This window comes from Streptomyces sp. NPDC006259 (genome assembly GCF_042870975.1).
Classification (GTDB): Bacteria; Actinomycetota; Actinomycetes; order Streptomycetales; family Streptomycetaceae; genus Streptomyces.
Map to the genome: position 1 here is coordinate 478,123 of NZ_JBIAHY010000003.1, position 17,862 is coordinate 495,984.

16 protein-coding genes and 1 pseudogene are annotated in these 17,862 nt (G+C 72.7%); 7 read left to right on the forward strand and 10 right to left on the reverse strand.

The features are described 5' to 3' along the window. Nucleotides 1-60 precede the first annotated feature (60 nt). From ACFYO5_RS13505 to ACFYO5_RS13525, 5 genes and pseudogenes are all read left to right on the forward strand, one after another. The gene (locus ACFYO5_RS13505) at nucleotides 61-1,041 is read left to right on the forward strand and encodes a zinc-binding alcohol dehydrogenase (protein WP_388708046.1); all 981 of its coding nucleotides are present in this window, start codon (nucleotides 61-63) and stop codon (nucleotides 1,039-1,041) included. A gap of 116 nt (nucleotides 1,042-1,157) precedes the next feature. Beyond that, nucleotides 1,158-1,556, forward strand: a complete 399-nt coding sequence (locus ACFYO5_RS13510; RefSeq protein ID WP_388708049.1) for a 6-pyruvoyl tetrahydropterin synthase family protein — start codon at nucleotides 1,158-1,160, stop codon at nucleotides 1,554-1,556. Further along, nucleotides 1,553-2,737, forward strand: a complete 1,185-nt coding sequence (locus ACFYO5_RS13515; protein ID WP_356561707.1) for a glycosyltransferase family 4 protein — start codon at nucleotides 1,553-1,555, stop codon at nucleotides 2,735-2,737. The genes ACFYO5_RS13510 and ACFYO5_RS13515 overlap by 4 nt, the downstream gene beginning before the upstream one ends. After that, nucleotides 2,734-3,756, forward strand: a complete 1,023-nt coding sequence (locus ACFYO5_RS13520) for a trans-aconitate methyltransferase (protein ID WP_388708052.1) — start codon at nucleotides 2,734-2,736, stop codon at nucleotides 3,754-3,756. Before ACFYO5_RS13515 ends, ACFYO5_RS13520 begins: the two co-directional genes overlap by 4 nt. Further along, nucleotides 3,756-4,844, forward strand: a pseudogene (locus tag ACFYO5_RS13525) (lysylphosphatidylglycerol synthase transmembrane domain-containing protein); the annotation flags it as partial. The gene ACFYO5_RS13520 and the pseudogene ACFYO5_RS13525, both read left to right, overlap by 1 nt. Nucleotides 4,845-5,089: 245 nt before the next feature. Here ACFYO5_RS13525 and ACFYO5_RS13530 read toward each other — a convergent pair. Continuing rightward, nucleotides 5,090-5,875 (reverse strand): creatininase family protein, encoded by a 786-nt coding sequence (locus tag ACFYO5_RS13530; protein ID WP_356561711.1) that lies wholly within the window; start codon nucleotides 5,873-5,875, stop codon nucleotides 5,090-5,092. 38 nt (nucleotides 5,876-5,913) lie between these two features. On the opposite strand from ACFYO5_RS13530, the gene ribA reads away from it, so the two are divergent. Further along, nucleotides 5,914-6,573, forward strand: a complete 660-nt coding sequence (ribA, locus tag ACFYO5_RS13535) for a GTP cyclohydrolase II (protein WP_356561713.1) — start codon at nucleotides 5,914-5,916, stop codon at nucleotides 6,571-6,573. A gap of 385 nt (nucleotides 6,574-6,958) precedes the next feature. Here ribA and ACFYO5_RS13540 read toward each other — a convergent pair whose 3' ends face one another. Genes ACFYO5_RS13540 through ACFYO5_RS13550 form a run of 3 tightly spaced genes read right to left on the reverse strand, consistent with a single transcriptional unit; the run spans nucleotide 6,959 to nucleotide 10,336 of the window. After that, nucleotides 6,959-8,188 (reverse strand): serine hydrolase domain-containing protein, encoded by a 1,230-nt coding sequence (locus tag ACFYO5_RS13540; protein WP_388708057.1) that lies wholly within the window; start codon nucleotides 8,186-8,188, stop codon nucleotides 6,959-6,961. Nucleotides 8,189-8,246: 58 nt separating this feature from the next. Continuing rightward, the gene (locus ACFYO5_RS13545; protein ID WP_388709223.1) at nucleotides 8,247-9,707 is read right to left on the reverse strand and encodes an MFS transporter; all 1,461 of its coding nucleotides are present in this window, start codon (nucleotides 9,705-9,707) and stop codon (nucleotides 8,247-8,249) included. 38 nt (nucleotides 9,708-9,745) lie between these two features. Further along, entirely contained in the window at nucleotides 9,746-10,336 is a 591-nt protein-coding gene (locus ACFYO5_RS13550) for a TetR/AcrR family transcriptional regulator (RefSeq protein ID WP_356561717.1), read from the reverse strand. Nucleotides 10,337-10,448: 112 nt separating this feature from the next. Between ACFYO5_RS13550 and ACFYO5_RS13555 the strand changes: the two genes are divergently transcribed. Continuing rightward, nucleotides 10,449-10,895: a PPOX class F420-dependent oxidoreductase gene (locus ACFYO5_RS13555; RefSeq protein ID WP_356561719.1), complete on the forward strand. Its 447-nt coding sequence runs from the start codon at nucleotides 10,449-10,451 to the stop codon at nucleotides 10,893-10,895. A gap of 179 nt (nucleotides 10,896-11,074) precedes the next feature. On the opposite strand, the gene ACFYO5_RS13560 is transcribed toward ACFYO5_RS13555, so the two are convergent. From ACFYO5_RS13560 to tal, 6 genes are read right to left on the reverse strand one after another with little or no spacing between them, the layout of a single operon-like run. Further along, entirely contained in the window at nucleotides 11,075-11,668 is a 594-nt protein-coding gene (locus ACFYO5_RS13560) for a histidine phosphatase family protein (protein WP_388708060.1), read from the reverse strand. Between the two features lie 8 nt (nucleotides 11,669-11,676). Further along, nucleotides 11,677-12,558 (reverse strand): phosphogluconate dehydrogenase (NAD(+)-dependent, decarboxylating), encoded by an 882-nt coding sequence (gene gnd / locus ACFYO5_RS13565; protein WP_388708063.1) that lies wholly within the window; start codon nucleotides 12,556-12,558, stop codon nucleotides 11,677-11,679. A 1-nt stretch (nucleotide 12,559) separates the two neighbouring features. Continuing rightward, entirely contained in the window at nucleotides 12,560-14,206 is a 1,647-nt protein-coding gene (gene pgi, locus ACFYO5_RS13570; protein WP_388708066.1) for a glucose-6-phosphate isomerase, read from the reverse strand. Next, complete coding sequence (gene opcA / locus ACFYO5_RS13575) at nucleotides 14,199-15,134, reverse strand: glucose-6-phosphate dehydrogenase assembly protein OpcA (RefSeq protein WP_356569671.1); 936 nt, start codon at nucleotides 15,132-15,134, stop codon at nucleotides 14,199-14,201. The genes pgi and opcA overlap by 8 nt, the downstream gene beginning before the upstream one ends. Continuing rightward, the gene (zwf, locus tag ACFYO5_RS13580; RefSeq protein ID WP_356569669.1) at nucleotides 15,131-16,675 is read right to left on the reverse strand and encodes a glucose-6-phosphate dehydrogenase; all 1,545 of its coding nucleotides are present in this window, start codon (nucleotides 16,673-16,675) and stop codon (nucleotides 15,131-15,133) included. Before zwf ends, opcA begins: the two co-directional genes overlap by 4 nt. Further along, entirely contained in the window at nucleotides 16,672-17,847 is a 1,176-nt protein-coding gene (gene tal, locus ACFYO5_RS13585; protein ID WP_388708071.1) for a transaldolase, read from the reverse strand. Before tal ends, zwf begins: the two co-directional genes overlap by 4 nt. Nucleotides 17,848-17,862 lie beyond the last annotated feature (15 nt).

A 17,862-nucleotide genomic window follows, 5' to 3' on the forward strand; every position in this document is an offset into this window, starting at 1 on the left:
TGCGCGACCTGTGCACACCTCGGTACGTGAGCCAGTTCCCGAACGTTCAGGAGGACGCCGATGAACCGCACCGCACGTGCGTTCTGGATCGGTTCGCCCGGCCATGGCGAGATCCGTGACGTGACCCTGCCGGACCCGGCGCAGGGTGAGGTCGTCGTCCGCTCGCTGTACTCCGGCGTCAGCCGCGGCACGGAGACCCTGGTCTTCCGCGGCGGGGTCCCCGAGAGCCAGCACGCGGTGATGCGGGCGCCGTTCCAGGAGGGCGACTTCCCGGCACCCGTGAAGTACGGCTACCTCAACGTCGGGGTGGTGGAGGAGGGCCCGGGGGATCTGGTCGGGCGTACCGTCTTCTCGCTGTTCCCGCACCAGACCCGCTTCGTCGTCCCGGCGAGCGCCGTCACCGTCGTACCGGACTCGGTGCCCGCCGGCCGGGCCGTCCTGGCCGGCACGGTCGAGACGGCCGTGAACGCGCTGTGGGACGCGGCACCTCTGGTCGGCGACCGGATCGCCGTGGTCGGCGGCGGCATGGTCGGCTGCTCGGTGGCCGCGCTGCTGCGCCGCTTCCCGGGCGTGCGCGTGCAGTTGGTGGACGCCGATCCGGCGCGGGCGGAGATCGCCGAGGCGCTCGGCGTCGGCTTCGCCTCCCCCCAGGAGGCGCTGGGCGGCTGCGACCTCGTCGTGCACGCCAGCGCCACCGAGCAGGGCCTCGCCCGCTCCCTTGAGCTGCTGAGCGCCGAGGGCACGGTCCTCGAACTGAGCTGGTACGGCGACCGCAAGGTCTCCCTGCCGCTCGGCGAGGCCTTCCACTCCCGGCGGCTGGTCATCCGCAGCAGCCAGGTCGGCACCGTCTCGCCGCGCCGCGCGAACCGCGACTACGCCGACCGGCTCGCCCTCGCCCTGGAACTCCTCGCCGACCCCGCGCTCGACGCCCTCGTCACCGGCGAGAGCGCCTTCGACGAGTTGCCGGAGGTGATGCCCCGGCTCGTGAGCGGGGCGATTCCGGCCCTGTGCCACCGGGTCGCCTACGAGAAAAGCGCCTGACCTGAGAAAAGAGTGAGAGTCGGCTGAACACGGGGAAGGCAGGAGCCGTACTACACGGCATCCCCCGGCGGCCGATGGCCGGGGGACCAGACGCGCCGCACCTGGAGGGTCGTCCGTTGTTCAGTGTCACGGTCCGCGATCACATCATGATCGCCCACAGTTTCCGCGGTGAGGTCTTCGGACCAGCTCAGCGCCTGCACGGAGCGACGTTCCTCGTGGACGCCACCTTCCGTCGCGAGCAGCTCGACGACGACAACATCGTCGTCGACATCGGCCTGGCGACCCAGGAACTGGGCGCCGTAGTCAGCGAGCTGAACTACAGAAACCTCGACAACGAGCCCGATTTCGCCGGCGTCAACACCTCCACCGAGTTCCTCGCCAAGGTGATCGCCGACCGGCTCGCCGAGCGGATCCACAAGGGCGCGCTCGGCGAGGGCGCCCTTGGCATCGCCGCCCTCTCCGTCACCCTGCACGAGTCGCACGTCGCCTGGGCGAGTTACGAGCGTGCGCTGTGACCGACGTGACGATGGAAAAGGCACCGCTCGCCTACCTGCCCGCGCAGCCGGCGAGCCCGAGGAAGACCGGGGGGATCATCCCCATGTCCCTGCGTTCCGTGCACTTCGTCATGCCCGGCGGCGTCGACGACCCGGCGAATCCCAGTGGCGGCAACGCCTACGACCGCCGTGTCTGCCTGGACCTGCCCGGCTTCGGCTGGCAGGTCCACAAGCACCTAGTGTCCGGCGAGTGGCCCCGTCCGCGGGCCGCCGCCCGCGCCGAACTCGCCCGCACGCTGCGCGACCTGCCCGACGGCACCGTCGTCCTGCTCGACGGGCTGGTGGCCTGCGGCGTCCCGGAGATCGTCGTACCGGAGGCGGAACGGCTGCGGCTCGCCGTCCTGGTGCACCTGCCGCTCGGTGACGAGACGGGCCTCGACCCGGCGCTCGCCGCCGAACTCGACGCCACGGAGCGGACGGTGCTGCGTGCCGTCCCCGCCGTCATCGCCACCAGCGACTGGGCGGTCCGCCGCCTCGTCTCGCACCACGGCCTCGCGCCGGAGAAGGTGCACGAGGCCGCGCCCGGCGCCGACATCGCCCCCCTCGCCTCCGGCACCGACGGCGTCTCCCGCCTGCTGTGCGTGGCGGCCGTGACTCCCCGCAAGGGCCAGCACCGGCTGATCGAGGCGCTCGCCGCGGTGACCGACCTGCCGTGGACCTGCTCCTGCGTGGGCGGCCTCGGCCAGGACCCGGAGTACGTGGCCCATCTGCGCGGCCTCATCGGCAAGTACGGCCTCCAGGACCGGCTGGAGCTGGCCGGTCCGAAGGCGGGCGCCCAGCTCGACGCCGCCTACGCCTCCGCCGACCTGATGGTCCTCACCTCCTACGCCGAGACGTACGGCATGGCCGTCACCGAGGCCCTCGCCCGTGGCATCCCCGTCCTCGCCACCGACGTGGGCGGCGTGCCCGAGGCGGTCGGCCGCGCCCCCGACGGCGGTGTCCCCGGCATCCTCGTGCCGCCGGAGGACCCGGCCGCCCTCGCCGCGGAACTGCGCGGCTGGTTCGGCGAGGCCGACGTGCGGCGCCGGCTCAAGGCGGCCGCGCGAGGCCGGCGGGCGGCCCTCAACGGCTGGGCGAGCACCGCCCAGCGCCTCGCCGGCGTCCTCGGCCGGCTCCCCGGGGAACCCCGGAGGGCGGCATGAGGAAGACCACGGTGACGCCGGCCGACCTGGCACGGCGGATCGGACGGATTCCGGCCCAGCCCGGACCTCGGGAGGTGTCCTCGGACATGGAGACGCAGACAACCGGTGTCATCGAAGGCGCCGGCCCGGTGACCCGCCCCGGCGAGCGGCCGACCGTACGGCTGCGGGACGAGGACGGCGCGGCCCAGGAACCGCCCCGCTACGCCCCCGAGTGGCTGCGGCTGCGCGAGCCCGCCGACGCCGCCGCACGGGCGAACGACCTGCTGGACCCGCTGCGCATAAGGCTGGCCAACCTGCCCGGCCGCACCGGCGGGCTCGTCGTGCACGACCTGGGCTGCGGCACCGGCTCGATGGGCCGCTGGCTCGCCCCCCGCCTGGACGGTCCCCAGCACTGGATCCTGCACGACCGGGACCCCTACCTGCTGCACTTCGCGGCCGCCGGCTCCCCGCGGGCCGCCGCCGACGGCAGCCGGGTCACCGTCGAGACCCGCCGCGGCGACGTCGCCCGGCTCACCCCGGACGCCCTGGCCGGCGCCTCGCTGGTCACCGCGTCGGCACTGCTGGACGTCCTCACCCGCGAGGAGGTCGACACCCTCGCCGCCGCCTGTGCGGGCGCCGGCTGCCCCGCCCTGCTGACCCTCTCCGTCGCCGGGCGCGTCGAACTGAGCGCCGAGGACCCGATGGACGAGGAGATCGCCGCCGCCTTCGACGACCACCAGCGGCGCGGCGGCCTCCTCGGCCCCGACGCGGTCGACGCGGCCTGCGAGGCGTTCGCCGGCCACGGCGCGACCGTGGCGGTGCACCCCAGCGCCTGGCGGCTCGGCCCCGACGAGGCCGCGCTCACCGCCCAGTGGCTGCGCGGCTGGGTCGGCGCCGCCGTCGAGGAGCGCCCCGACCTCGCCGCCCGCGCCGGGACCTACCTCGCGGCCCGGCTGGCGGCCTGCGCGGCCGGTGAACTCCACGTCACCGTCCACCACAACGACCTCCTCGCCCTCGCCCGGCCCACCGGCGGCGTCTGATGGGCACGGAGACGGTGGGCGCGCGCGTCCCGGCGGCGTCACCGGCGCCGCGTGCGCGGACGGCCGTACGACGGTCCCGGCACGACGGCGCGACACGGGCGGGTACGTCCGTCCCCGCGGCCCGTACGGCGGCCGTGGATTCCCCGGCGCGTTCCGGCCCCGCCGTCTCCGAGGCCCGTACCGGCGCGACCGTGACCGAGTCGCGGGCCGCGCGGCCCGCCGCCCGTTCCCGGTTCGCGGCGCTGCGCTCCCACGTCGGCCCCCTCGCCGGGGTCGTGATCCTCGGTGTCCTGCTGTGGCGGACGGGCACCGGCCCCGTCCTGGACGGGCTGCGGCGGATCGACGCCCCGACCCTGCTGCTCGGTCTCGGAATCGGTGCCGTCACCACCGTGTTCAGCGCGTGGCGGTGGGCGCTGGTGGCCCGCGGACTGGGCATCCGACTGCCCCTGGGCCCCGCCGTCGCCGACTACTACCGCTCCCTGTTCCTCAACGCGGCGCTGCCCGGCGGCATCCTCGGGGACGTGCACCGCGCCGTGCGCCACGGGCAGAGCGCCGGTGACGTCGGACGCGGCGTACGGGCCGTCGTCCTGGAGCGCACGGCGGGACAACTCGTGCTGGCCGTCGCCGGAGTGACGATCCTGCTGACCCTGCCGTCCCCGGTCATGGGCGACGTGCGGCACTTCGCGCCGGCGGCCGGCCTCGGCGCGCTCGCCACGCTCGCCGCCGTACGCGCCGTGCGGAGGAACTCCCCGGCGTCCGGCCGGGGCGGACGGACGCGGAAGGCGCTGGCCGAGGCGCGCGCGGGGCTGCTGTCCCGACGCAACGCAGCCGGCGTCGCCCTGTCGTCGGCGGTCGTCCTGGCCGGGCACCTCGCCACGTTCGTCGTGGCCGCCCGCGCGGCCGGCTCAGGCGCCCCGGTGCTCACCCTGCTGCCGCTGGCGGTCCTCGCGCTGCTCGCCATGGGCGTGCCGCTGAACGTCGGCGGCTGGGGACCCCGCGAGGGCGTCACCGCCTGGGCGTTCGGCGCGGCCGGACTCGGCGCGGGCACCGGCCTCGCGGTCGCCGTCGTCTACGGGATGCTCAGCTTCGCGGCCGCGCTGCCGGGCCTGGTCGTGCTCGTCGCCCGCTGGTACACGGGACTGGGCGGCCGCGACGGCGCTCGGAGGCGGGACACGGATGCGGAGGCCGACAGGGATCGGGATGCGGATCGGGACGGGCGGACGGCGCCGGACAGCCCCGTTCCGCACCCGGCACCCGGTCACGCGCCCGAGGGGCACCGCGCCGGGTCCGCGGCCGACAGCGTCGTACCGGACACGGCGCGCCGCGGCGACCGTTACGCGGGATCGTCCTTGGAATCCTCCGCGGTGGTCCCGGTCGTCAGTATCGAGAAATACGTCCCGAAGGAATCCGCCAGGCTCGACAGGAGTTCCTTCCCCTTTTCCGCGGACCCCAGGGAGGGACGGCCGATGACGCCCGAATCGGTATAGGCGGACATTCCCAGCGTGAGCAGATGGCGACGGTCGTCCGCGGTGAAATCGGCCGACTCGTAACCGGGCCGGACGAGTTCGGGGTGGGTGTGCAGCAGGATCGAGGTCTCGATCTCCCCGGCGTGCATGTCGGTGAGCAGGGAGGTCGACACCCCGGACCGCTGCCGGGCGGTCTCCCAGTCCTCCGGGGCCGGGAACAGCGCCATCCGCTCGCCGCGGGCGGAGGACTCCTGGACGGCGTTGCCCAGGACGTAGTTCCCGCCGTGTCCGTTGACCAGCACCAGGGCCTCGACGCCCGAGCGGCGCAGTGAGGCCGCGATGTCCTGTACCACCGCGTGAAGGGTGACGGCGGAGATGCTGACGGTTCCCGGCCAGTCCGCGTGCTCGTGCGAGCAGGCGATGGTCACCGGAGGGAGGAGGTGCACCGGGTACGCGGCGGCGATCTCCCGCGCTATCGCGCAGGCGACGAGCGTGTCGGTCGCCAACGGCAGGTACGGTCCGTGCTGTTCGAAGCTTCCGACGGGCAGCACCGCCACCTGGACCGGCAGCTCCGCGCCGCGCGACCGCACGTCCTCGCTGGTGTCCGCGGGCATGATTCCGTACGCCGCCGTCCGCATTTCCGAACCACTCATCTTTTCCCGGCCTTTCGTCTCTGCTTAGGAACCAGATCATGACAGACAAATTTGGCGTGCTCGGCAAGAAGTCCTCCCAGCGCACCGGTGTGGAACGCGTGGTGAATGCACCGCTGCCCACCGTGTACGGCAAATTCCAGGCGATCGGTTACCTCGACCACGACCGCGGCGACGAGCAGGTGGCCCTGGTGTACGGCGAGCCGGGCCCCGAGAACGTGCTGACCCGGCTGCATTCGGAATGCCTCACCGGTGACGCGTTCGGTTCGCAGCACTGCGAGTGCGGCGATCAGCTCGAGTCCGCGCTGCGGGCCGTCGTCGCCGAGGGCCGGGGCATCGTCGTCTACCTGCGCGGGCACGAGGGCCGGGGCATCGGGCTGCTGGGCAAGCTGCGGGCGATGGCGCTCCAGGCGGAGGGTCTGGACACCGTGGAGGCGAACGTCGCGCTGGGCTTCCCGGTGGACGCGCGGGACTACAAGGTTGCCGCCGACATCCTGCGCGATCTGGGCGTGCGCTCCGTCCGCCTGATGTCGAACAACCCGCGCAAGCGGGAGGCTCTGATCGACAACGGCATCCAGGTCGCCGAGGAGGTGCCGCTGCTGATAGAGCCGTGCGAGAACAACATCACGTATCTGCGCACCAAGCGTGAGCGGCTGGACCACCGCCTGCCGCACCTGGACGCGGTGGCGCACTGGTCCTGACCGCGCGGCCCTCACCGGACCGCCCTTCACCACGCGGCCCGCACCGGGCGGCCGCTGGCCGTGACCGTACGGCCCCATCGAACGGCCCCTACCGGAACGGCTCCCGAGCAGGCCGCAGGGGCGGCCGGAACGGCAGGGGCCGCGACGGCCAAGGCGTATGACGGCAGGGGCCATGACGGCAGGGGCCATGACGGTCCGAGCCGGTGCAGGTCGAGCCGGTGAGGGTCGGGGCGTGTGCCGGTCGGGGCCATGACCGGCACACGCCGACCGGCAGGGCGCCGACCCGCAGGGCGCCGACCGGCGAGGTGCTGGGCCGGCAGGGCGCCGACAGCGGGGTGCCGACCGGCGGGGTGGGTGACGGGCCGGGCGACGGCGGCCCGCCCGGTCAGTCCGTGACCGCCTCGTGGACCAGCCGCTTGAGGTCGGGGTAGAGCTTCAGCGACTTCCTCGGCCGTACCTGTGTGAAGAACTGCACGGTCAGATCGCGGCTCGGGTCGACCCAGAACGTCGTCGTGGCCACGCCGCTCCAGCCGTACGTGCCGAGCCCGGAGGGGGCCTGGGTGCGGTCGGGGTCGATCACCACGGAGACGCCGAGGCCGAACCCCACACCGTCGTTGCCGGGTTCGTCGTGGGCGGGGCGGCTGCCGACCGTGCGCAGGTCGGCGCCGCCCGGCAGGTGGTTGCGTGTCATCAGGTCCACGGTCTCAGGCTTCAGCAGCCGTGTCCCGTCGAGTTCGCCGCGGCGGCGCAGCAACTCCGTGAACCGGTGGATGTCGTACGCGGTCGCGACCATACCGCCGCTGCCCGACAGGAACCGGGGCCGCCCGGACAGCGGCAGCCCCGCGATCGGTTCGATCCCGCCGTCCTCGGTGCCGCCGTACAGCTCGGCCAGCCGGCCCGCCTGGTCGCCGGTGACCTGGAAGCCGGCGTCGGGCATGCCGAGCGGGTGGAAGATCCGTTCGGCGAGGAACTCGTCGAGGGGACGGCCGGAGACGACCTCGATGATGCGGCCCAGGACGTTGGTGGCCACCGAGTAGTTCCACTGCGTGCCCGGCTCGAACTGGAGCGGCAGCCGCGCGTACGCCTCGACGGTCCCGGCCAGGTCCGAACCGGGCAGCACCGCCGATTCCAGCCCGGCCTCCCGGTATTGGGCGTCGACGGGGTGGCAGTGGTAGAAGGCGAAGGTCAGGCCCGCGGTGTGGGTCATCAGGTGCCGCACGAGCAGCGGCCGCCCGAGCGGCCGGGTCTCGAGGGACGGGCCGGAGCCGCCGACGTAGACGCGTGGCTCGGCGAAGGCCGGGAGGTGGGCGGCCACCGGGTCGTCGAGGGAGAGCCGACCCTCCTCCACCAGTATCAGCGCAGCGACCGAGGTGACCGGTTTGGTCATGGAGTAGATCCGCCACAGGGTGTCGGACTCGACGGGGAGCCCGGCGGCCATGTCGCGGCGGCCGTGCGCGGTGAGGTGCGCGATCCGGCCGCCGCGGGCGACGGACACCAGGAAGCCGGGGAGCCGGCCCTCGTCGACGTAGTGGGCGACATGCTGGTCGAGGCGGTCCAGCGCCTTCGCGTCCAGCCCGACCTCGGTGGGGTCGACCTCTTGCCGAAGCTGTGCCATCGCTCTCCTCCGGTGCGTTCGATCGAGGTGCGGTCCGGCATACCCCGCCGGAACGACCTCAGACTTCATCGTCGCCCAGTGACGGCCCGAAGGAACCCCTTTCGACAGGGGGAACGGTGTGCGGCGCGTCGCCGGGACCGGCGGGACGAGGCTGCGGGAGGGACCGGGGAGGGGCGGGACGAGGTCGCGGAAGGGACCGGGAGGGGGCGGCCCCGACGGCGGTGGGAACGCCCGACCGGGGCCGTCCGTCCGGGACCGTCCGGGACCGGCGCGGAAGCGGACGGCACAACGGCAGCGCCGCGGCGGCCACCACGGCGAGCACGACGAGCGGCGACCTGGTCCCGGCCGCGTCCATGAGCACGGTCGCCGACGCCACCCCGAGGACCGGCCCCACGTTCATCGCCGTCTGCTGCAATCCGCCCGCCACACCGGCCGACTCCACGGGAGCCTGCCGTACGACGACATGGGTGGCCGCGACCATGACCGTGCCGAATCCGGCGCCCACCAGGGCGAACCCGGCGCAGAAGGCGGCCGTGCCGGGGGCGGCGGAGAGGGTGAGGATGCCGACGGCGAGGAGGGCGATCGCCCCCGTGACGGTGGGACGGGCACCGGCCCGGCGCAGCAGGACGGCCGACGCCGGCGCCGCGGCCACCAGGGACGCGGCCAGCGGGAGGCTGACGAGGGCCGTGCGCAGCGGGGTGAGGCCCAGGTCGTCCTGGAGGACGTACACGCAGGCGAAGAGGGAGCCGTTGAGGACCGCCGAGGCGGTGACCAGCAGGGCCAGGGCCGCCCCGACGGCCGGGGAGCCGAGGACGGCGGGCGGCACCAGCGGTGCCGGGGCGCGGCGCTCGTGGCGGACGAAGCCGGCGCAGGCGACGACGGCCGTCAGGGCCCCCAGCGCGCCGGTGACGCCGGAGGGCGCGACGAGGGTGTGCACCAGGGAGGCCAGGACCACCGCGAGCCAGAGGGCGCCCGGCACGTCCAGGGCGAGGGCCGGCGACGCCGGTGGACGTTCCCGCCGCTCGGAGGCGAGGGCGAGCGCGCCGAACGCCAGCGCGGGCAGCACGTTGAGCAGGAACACCGCCCGCCACCCGAAGCCGGTCGTCAACGCCCCGCCCAGCACGGGCCCGGCCGCCGCCGCCAGCCCGATCGCGGCCGTCCGTGCGGCGATCGGCCGGCGCAGTCCTTCCGGCGGGTAGGCGGAGCGCAGCATGCCGAGCGTCGCGGGCTGCAACAGCGCCCCGAACACGCCCTGCACCACCCGCAGTCCGATCACCCAGCCCACGCTCGGCGCCACGGCGATGCCCGCCGAGGTCGCCCCGAAGCCGAGCATGCCGACGGCGAACGCGCGCCGGTGGCCGTAGCGGTCACCGAGCCGCCCGGCGAAAACCAACAGGGCGGCCACGGCGACGAGATACCCGGTGCTGGTCCACTGGACCTCGGCGAAGGACGCGTCCAGGTCACGTTGCAGGGTGGGCTGGGCGACGGTGAGGACGGTGCCGTCCAGGGCGACGACCATGGCGCCGGCGACACTGCTCGCCAGCGTCGGCGGACGCTTCACCGGCGGGCCCCCCGACCCAGATGGGCGTCGACGGCCGTCCGCAGCAGCGGTACGACGTCCTCGCTGCCGGTGGCGAGTTGGAGGCTGCCCCAGCTCCACAGCTGGGCGATGCCGTGCAGGTTCGCCCACAGCGCCGCCGTGACGGCGCGGGCGTCGGCGTCCGGCCGGACCCGGCCGACCAGCTCCACCAGCACCCCGAACAGCGGCAGACTGGTGTCCCTGAGCCCCAGATGGCCGCTGCGCAACAGGTCGTGACGGAACATCAGCTCGTACATGCCGGTGTTGTCGAAGGCGAACTCCAGGTACACCCTGCCCAGTTCGACGACCTGCTCGCGCGGGGGCGCGGTGCCGTCCCCGCGCGCCGTCGCCACCCGGTCGGCGAGTTCGGCGAAGCCCCTGCGGGCGATGGCCGACAGCAGCTCCAGGTGGGTGGGGAAGTGGCGGCGGGGCGCCCCGTGCGAGACACCCGCCCGGCGGGCGATCTCCCGCAGGGTCAGCGCCCCGACGCCCTCCCGGGCCAGCAGGTCCACACCGACGTCGACCAGTCGGACCCGCAGGTCCTGTCCGGCCTTCTCCTCATCGCTCATGGACAGTGTCTACCAGCTGGGCGTAGACACTGTCTACTCGCTGGGTCCGGGTGTGCGGGAGCGCCGCTCCGGCGCGGGGAATGCGGACGGGTCCCCCGCCCGTTGTCCCGAGATGACACCGGACACACGGCACGCACTGCTCGCCCTGCTCTCCGACGGCCACGGCGGGGTACTGGTCACCCTCAAGCGGGACGGCCGACCGCAGTTGTCGAACGTCAGCCACCACTACGACCCCGAGGAGGGCGTCGTCCGGATCTCCGTCACCGGCGACCGGGCGAAGACCCGCAACCTGCGCCGCGACCCCCGCGCCTCGTACCACGTGTCCACCCCGGACCGCCGCGCCTACACGGTCGTCGAGGGCACCGCCGAACTCTCACCCGTGGCCGCGCACCCCTACGACGACACGGTCGAGGAACTCGTCCGCCTCTACCGCGAGGTGGTCGGCGAACACCCCGACTGGGAGGACTACCGCGCCGCCATGGTCCGCGACCGCCGCCTGGTGGTGCGCCTCCGGGTGGAGCGCGCGTACGGCATCCCGAAGGTGGCCGACGGCGGCTAGGTCCCTCCGGGCGGACGAGGCCGATGCCGTCCGGGTCCGTCCTCGGCTGCGCCCTGGACGGCGGCCGCCCGGTCCGTGCCGCATGGCGAAGGCCCGCCGGAGGCGCTGTCCGGCCGATGTCGGATCGTCGATCCTCGTCGGCCGCGACTCCGGCGGGCCCTTCGTGTGATGTCGTCCGGCTAGGCGCGGACGTTCCACTCGGCGATCACGGGCCGTCCGTGCTCCCGGGACAGCCGGCTGACCGTGCCCGTGGCCAGCTGGAACAACCGCCCGTCGGCGGGCGGCAGTCCGAGCCGACGGGCCGTCAGGACCCGCAGGAAGTGGCCGTGGGCGACAAGGACGACGTCGCCTTCGCCACCCGCCAGTGCCGCGTCCACCCGGGTCAGCACGCGGTCCGCGCGCGCTCCGGTCTCCTGCGGCGACTCGCCGGGATGACCCTCGGGGCCGGGCGGCACGCCGTCCGTCCACAGGTCCCAGGTGGGCCGGGTGCGGTGTATCTCGACGGTGGTGACGCCCTCGTAGGCGCCGTAGTCCCACTCCCGCAGGTCGGGTTCGGGTACGGCCCCGGTGACTCCCGCCAGTTCGGCGGTGCGGACCGCGCGGCGCGACGGGCTGGTCAGGGCGAGCGAGAAGGGCCGGCCGGAGAGGAGTGGAGCGAGGGACTTGGCCTGTTCCTCGCCGCGCGTGGTGAGCGGCAGATCGGTCCAGCTGGTGTGCTGCCCCGACGCGCTCCACTCCGTCTCCCCATGGCGGACCAGAAGGAGATCCCCCACGGCCGGGCCTACTTCTTCGCCGACTCGACGGCGTGGCCGCCGAACTGGTTGCGCAGCGCCGCGATCATCTTCATCTGCGGCGAGTCCTCCTGACGGGAGGCGAACCGCGCGAACAGCGAGGCCGTGATCGCCGGCAGCGGCACCGCGTTGTCGATGGCGGCCTCCACGGTCCAGCGGCCCTCGCCCGAGTCCTCGGCGTAGCCGCGCAGCTTGTCGAGGTGCTCGTCGTCGTCGAGGGCGTTGACCGCCAGGTCCAGCAGCCAGGACCGGATGACCGTGCCCTCCTGCCAGGAGCGGAACACCTCGCGGACGTCGGTCACCGAGTCGACCTTCTCCAGCAGCTCCCAGCCCTCGGCGTAGGCCTGCATCATGGCGTACTCGATGCCGTTGTGGACCATCTTGGAGAAGTGGCCGGCGCCGACCTTGCCCGCGTGGACATAGCCGTACGGGCCCTCCGGCTTGAGCGCGTCGAAGATCGGGCGGAGCCGGTCGACGTGCTCCTTCTCGCCGCCGACCATCAGCGCGTAACCGTTCTCCAGACCCCACACACCGCCGGAGACGCCGGCGTCGACGAAGCCGATGCCCTTGGCGCCCAGCTCGGCGGCGTGCTTCTCGTCGTCCGTCCAGCGGGAGTTGCCGCCGTCCACGACGGTGTCGCCGGCCTCCAGGAGGTCGCCCAGCTCGTCGACGACGGACTGCGTGGGCGCACCGGCCGGGACCATCACCCACACCGTGCGCGGCGCTTCGAGGCTCTCGACGAGTTCGGCGAGACCACTCACGTCGGAGAGGTCGGGATTGCGGTCGTAGCCGACGACGGTGTGGCCCGCGCGGCGGATCCGCTCGCGCATGTTGCCGCCCATCTTGCCGAGACCGATCAGACCCAGCTGCATGTCAGTGCACTTCCTTCAGTTCACGGTAGGCGGCCACGAGGGCGGTGGTGGAGGTGTCGAGGCCGGGGACGTCGGCGCCCTGGGTGAGGGCGGGTTCGACGCGCTTGGCGAGGACCTTGCCCAGCTCGACGCCCCACTGGTCGAAGGAGTCGATGTCCCAGACGGCGCCCTGGACGAACACCTTGTGCTCGTACAGGGCGATGAGCTGGCCGAGTACCGACGGGGTCAGTTCGGCCGCGAGGATCGTGGTCGTCGGGTGGTTGCCCTGGAAGGTGCGGGGCGCGACCTGTTCCTCGGGGACTCCTTCGGCGCGTACCTCGTCGGGGGTCTTGCCGAAGGCGAGCGCCTGCGTCTGCGCGAAGAAGTTCGCCATCAACAGGTCGTGCTGGGCCGCGAGTTCGTCGCTCAGTCCGCCGACGGGGCGGGCGAAGCCGATGAAGTCGGCCGGGATCAGCTTGGTGCCCTGGTGGATCAGCTGGTAGTAGGCGTGCTGCCCGTTGGTCCCCGGCGTGCCCCACACCACGGGCCCGGTCTGCCACTCCACGGGCCGTCCCGCACGGTCCACCGACTTGCCGTTGGACTCCATGTCGAGCTGCTGGAGATAGGCGGTGAACTTCGACAGGTAGTGGCTGTACGGCAGCACCGCGTGCGACTGGGCGTCGAAGAAGTTGCCGTACCAGATGCCCAGCAGGCCCAGCAGCAGCGGGGCGTTGGCCTCGGCGGGCGCGGTGCGGAAGTGGTCGTCGACCGTGTGGAAGCCGTCCAGCATCTCGCGGAAGCGGTCGGGGCCGATGGCGATCATCAGGGAGAGACCGATCGCCGAGTCGAAGGAGTAGCGGCCGCCGACCCAGTCCCAGAACGCGAACATGTTCTCCGGGTCGATGCCGAAGCCGGCGACCTTCCCGGCGTTCGTCGACAGGGCGACGAAGTGCTTGGCGACCGCCTTGTCCTCCCCGCCCAGGCCGTCGAGCAGCCAGCTGCGGGCGGAGGTGGCGTTGGTGATCGTCTCGATGGTGGTGAACGTCTTGGACGCCACGATGAACAGTGTCTCGGCCGGGTCGAGGTCGCGTACCGCCTCGTGCAGGTCGGCGCCGTCCACGTTCGACACGAAGCGGACGGTGAGGTCGCGGTCGGTGAACGCGCGCAGCGCCTCGTACGCCATCGCGGGGCCCAGGTCGGAGCCGCCGATACCGATGTTGACGACGTTGCGGATGCGCCTGCCGGTGTGGCCGGTCCACTCGCCGGAACGCACGCGGCCGGCGAAATCGGCCATCCGGTCCAGCACGGCGTGCACCTGGGGCACGACGTTCTCCCCGTCGACCTCGATCACCGCCTCACGCGGAGCGCGCAGCGCGGTGTGCAGCACCGCCCGGTCCTCGGTGGTGTTGATCCTCTCGCCGCGGAACATCGCGTCCCGCAGCCCGAAGACATCGGTGGCCACGGCCAGCTCACGCAACAGCGCGAGCGTCTCGTCGGTGATCAGATGCTTGGAGTAGTCGATCCGCAGGTCGCCGACGCGCACGACGTAGCGTTCGGCGCGCCCGGGGTCCGTCGCGAACAGCTCGCGCAGACGCGCTTGCCACTGGGCGCGGTGGTCCTCCAGCGCGGCCCACTCGGGCCGCCGCGTGAGCAGGGGTGTCTCAGACATGGGACGGGGTCTCCTTGGTGCCTTCGCCGCGCAGGGCGACGGCGTACATCTCGTCGGCGTCGAGGCGCCGCAGCTCCTCGGCGATCAGTTCGGAGGTGGGGCGGACCTTCAGCGCGAGGGTGCGCGAGGGCTGGCCGGGCAGGGACAGCGTGGCCAGCGGGCCCTCGGGGCGGTCGATGACGATCTCGCCGCTGTCGGTGCCGAGCCGGACGGCCGTGACCACCGGGCCCGCGGTCTCCACCCGCTCGACGGACACCTTCAGCCGGGCCTCCAGCCAGCGCGCGAGCAGCTCGGCGCTCGGGTTGTCCGCCTCGCTCTCCACGGCCGCCGAGACGATCGGCATCCGTGCCTGGTCCAGCGCCGCCGCCAGCATGGAGCGCCACGGCGTCAGCCGGGTCCACGCCAGGTCGGTGTCGCCGGGGGCGTACGACCTCACGCGCGCCTCCAGTGCCTGGAGGGGCCGCTCGACGGCGTACATGTCGGTGATCCGGCGCTGGGCCAGCGCGCCCAGCGGATCCTTGACCGGGTTGTGCGGCGCGTCCACCGGCCACCAGACGACGACCGGCGCGTCCGGCAGCAGCAGCGGCAGCACGACGGAGTCGGCGTGCTCGGACACCTCGCCGTAGGTGCGCAGGATCACCGTCTCGCCGGTGCCGGCCTCGGACCCCACCCGGACCTCGGCGTCGAGGCGCGACTGGGTGCGCTCGCGGGGAGTGCGGGCGTGCCGCTTGATGACGACCAGGGTGCGCGAGGGGTGCTCGTGCGAGGCCTCCTCGGCCGCCTTGATCGAGTCGTAGGCGTTCTCCTCGTCCGTGACGATCACCATCGTCAGGACCATGCCCACGGCCGGTGTGCCGATGGCGCGGCGACCCTGCACCAGCGCCTTGTTGATCTTGCTTGCCGTGGTGTCGGTCAGGTCGATCTTCATGGCCTGCGCCAGCTCCGTCCGTCTTGTGCGAGCATCTCGTCGGCTTCCTCGGGTCCCCAGCTGCCCGAGGTGTACTGCGCGGGCCTGCCGTGCCGCGCCCAGTGCTCCTCGACCGGGTCGAGGATCCTCCAGGACTCTTCCACTTCCTGGTGGCGCGGGAACAGGTTGGCGTCGCCCAGCAGCACGTCCAGGATGAGGCGCTCGTACGCCTCCGGGCTGGACTCCGTGAAGGACTCGCCGTACGCGAAGTCCATCGTGACGTCCCGGATCTCCATGGAGGTACCCGGCACCTTGGAGCCGAAGCGGACCGTGACGCCCTCGTCGGGCTGGACCCGGATGACGATCGCGTTGGCGCCGAGTTCCTCGGTGGCGTTGGAGTCGAACGGGGAGTGGGGCGCCCGCTGGAAGACGACCGCGATCTCGGTGACCCGGCGGCCCAGGCGCTTGCCGGTGCGCAGGTAGAACGGCACGCCCGCCCAGCGGCGGTTGTCGACGTTCAGCCGGACCGCGGCGTAGGTGTCCGTCGTGGAGGCCGGGTCGATGCCGTCCTCCTCCAGATATCCGCGCACCTTCTCGCCGCCCTGCCAGGCGCCCGCGTACTGCGCCCGCACGGTGTGCCGGCCGAGGTCCTCCGGCAGCTTCACGGCCTTGAAGACCTTCAGCTTCTCGGTCAGCAGCGAGGCCGCGTCGAAGGAGGCGGGCTCCTCCATCGCAGTGAGCGCCATCAACTGGAGGAGGTGGTTCTGGATGACGTCACGCGCCGAGCCGATGCCGTCGTAGTAGCCGGCCCGGCCGCCGATGCCGATGTCCTCGGCCATCGTGATCTGGACGTGGTCCACGTAGGACCGGTTCCAGATCGGCTCGAACATCTGGTTGGCGAAACGCAGCGCCAGGATGTTCTGGACGGTCTCCTTGCCCAGGTAGTGGTCGATGCGGAACACCTGGTCGGGCTCGAACACGTCGTGCACGATCGCGTTCAGCTCCCGCGCGCTCGCCAGGTCGTGCCCGAACGGCTTCTCGATGACCGCCCGTCGCCACGATCCGTCCGGCGCGTTCGCCAGCCCGTGCTTCTTGAGCTGCTCGACGACCTTGGGGAAGAACTTCGGCGGTACGGACAGGTAGAAGGCGTAGTTGCCGCCGGTGCCCCGCGAGTGGTTCAGCTCCTCGACGGCGTCGCGCAGCTGCTTGAACGCCGTGTCGTCGTCGAAGTCGCCGGGGATGAACCGCATGCCCTCGGCGAGCTGCTGCCAGACCTCCTCACGGAACGGCGTCCGCGCGTGCTCGCGCACCGCGTCGTGGACGACCTGCGCGAAGTCCTGGTCCTCCCAGTCGCGGCGCGCGAAGCCGACGAGCGAGAAGCCCGGCGGGAGCAGGCCGCGGTTGGCGAGGTCGTAGACGGCGGGCATCAGCTTCTTGCGGGACAGGTCGCCGGTCACGCCGAAGATGACGAGTCCGGACGGGCCGGCGATGCGGGGCAGGCGCCGGTCGCGGGGATCCCGCAACGGGTTGTCCCAGGCGGCGTCAGTGCCGGCAGTGCTCATTCCGTGTCAACTCCCTTGGTGTCGGATCCCTCGGTGTCTACTGCCCCGATGTCGAGCGACTTTGTGACCGCGTCCAGAAGGTCCTGCCACGCCACCGCGAACTTGGCGACGCCCTCGTCCTCCAACCGGGTGACGACCTCCTCGTAGGAGATGCCGAGCGCCTCCACGGCGGCGAGGTCGGCGCGGGCCTGCGGGTAGCCGCCGGCGCCCGTGGGGCCGGTGACGGCGCCGTGGTCGGCGGTGGCGTTCAGCGTGGCCTCCGGCATGGTGTTGACGGTGCCGGGCGCCACGAGTCCGTCGACGTACAGCGTGTCCTTGTAGGCAGGATCCTTCACACCGGTGGATGCCCACAGCGGGCGCTGCCTGTTGGCCTTCGCCCCGGCGAGGGCCGTCCAGCGGTCTCCGGCGAAGGTCTCCTCGTACGCCTGGTAGGCCAGCCGGGCGTTGGCGAGCGCGGCCCGGCCCTTGAGCGCGAGCGCCTCGTCCGTGCCGAGGACGGTGAGGCGCTTGTCGATCTCGGCGTCGACGCGGGAGACGAAGAAGGAGGCGACGGAGTGGACGGTCGACAGGTCGACGCCCCGCGCGGCGGCCTTCTCCAGACCCGCCAGGTAGGCGTCCATGACCTCGCGGTAGCGCTCCAGCGAGAAGATCAGCGTGACGTTGACGCTGATGCCGAGGCCGATGACCTCGGTGATCGCCGGGAGGCCGGCCTTCGTCGCCGGGATCTTGATCATGACGTTGGGGCGGTCGACGAGCCAGGCGAGCTGCTTGGCCTCGGCGATCGTGGCCGCGGTCTCGTGGGCGAGACGGGGATCGACCTCGATCGAGACCCGGCCGTCCCGGCCACCTGTGGCCGTGTATACGGAATGCAGGATGTCGGCGGCCGCGCGCACATCCGCGGTCGTCATCATCCGGACGGCCTCGTCGACCGTGACACCCCGTACGGCGAGGTCGGCGAGCTGCTCCTGGTAACCCTCGCCGGAGCCGATGGCGGCCTGGAAGATCGACGGGTTGGTGGTCACCCCGACGACGTGCTTCGTGGCCACGAGTTCGGCGAGGTTGCCGGACGTGATCCGCTCGCGGGACAGGTCGTCCAGCCAGATCGAGACGCCCTCGGCGGAGAGGCGCTCCAGGGCTCCCGCGGCAGCGGTTGCTTCGGTCACTGTGATCATCTTCTTTCTGGCGAT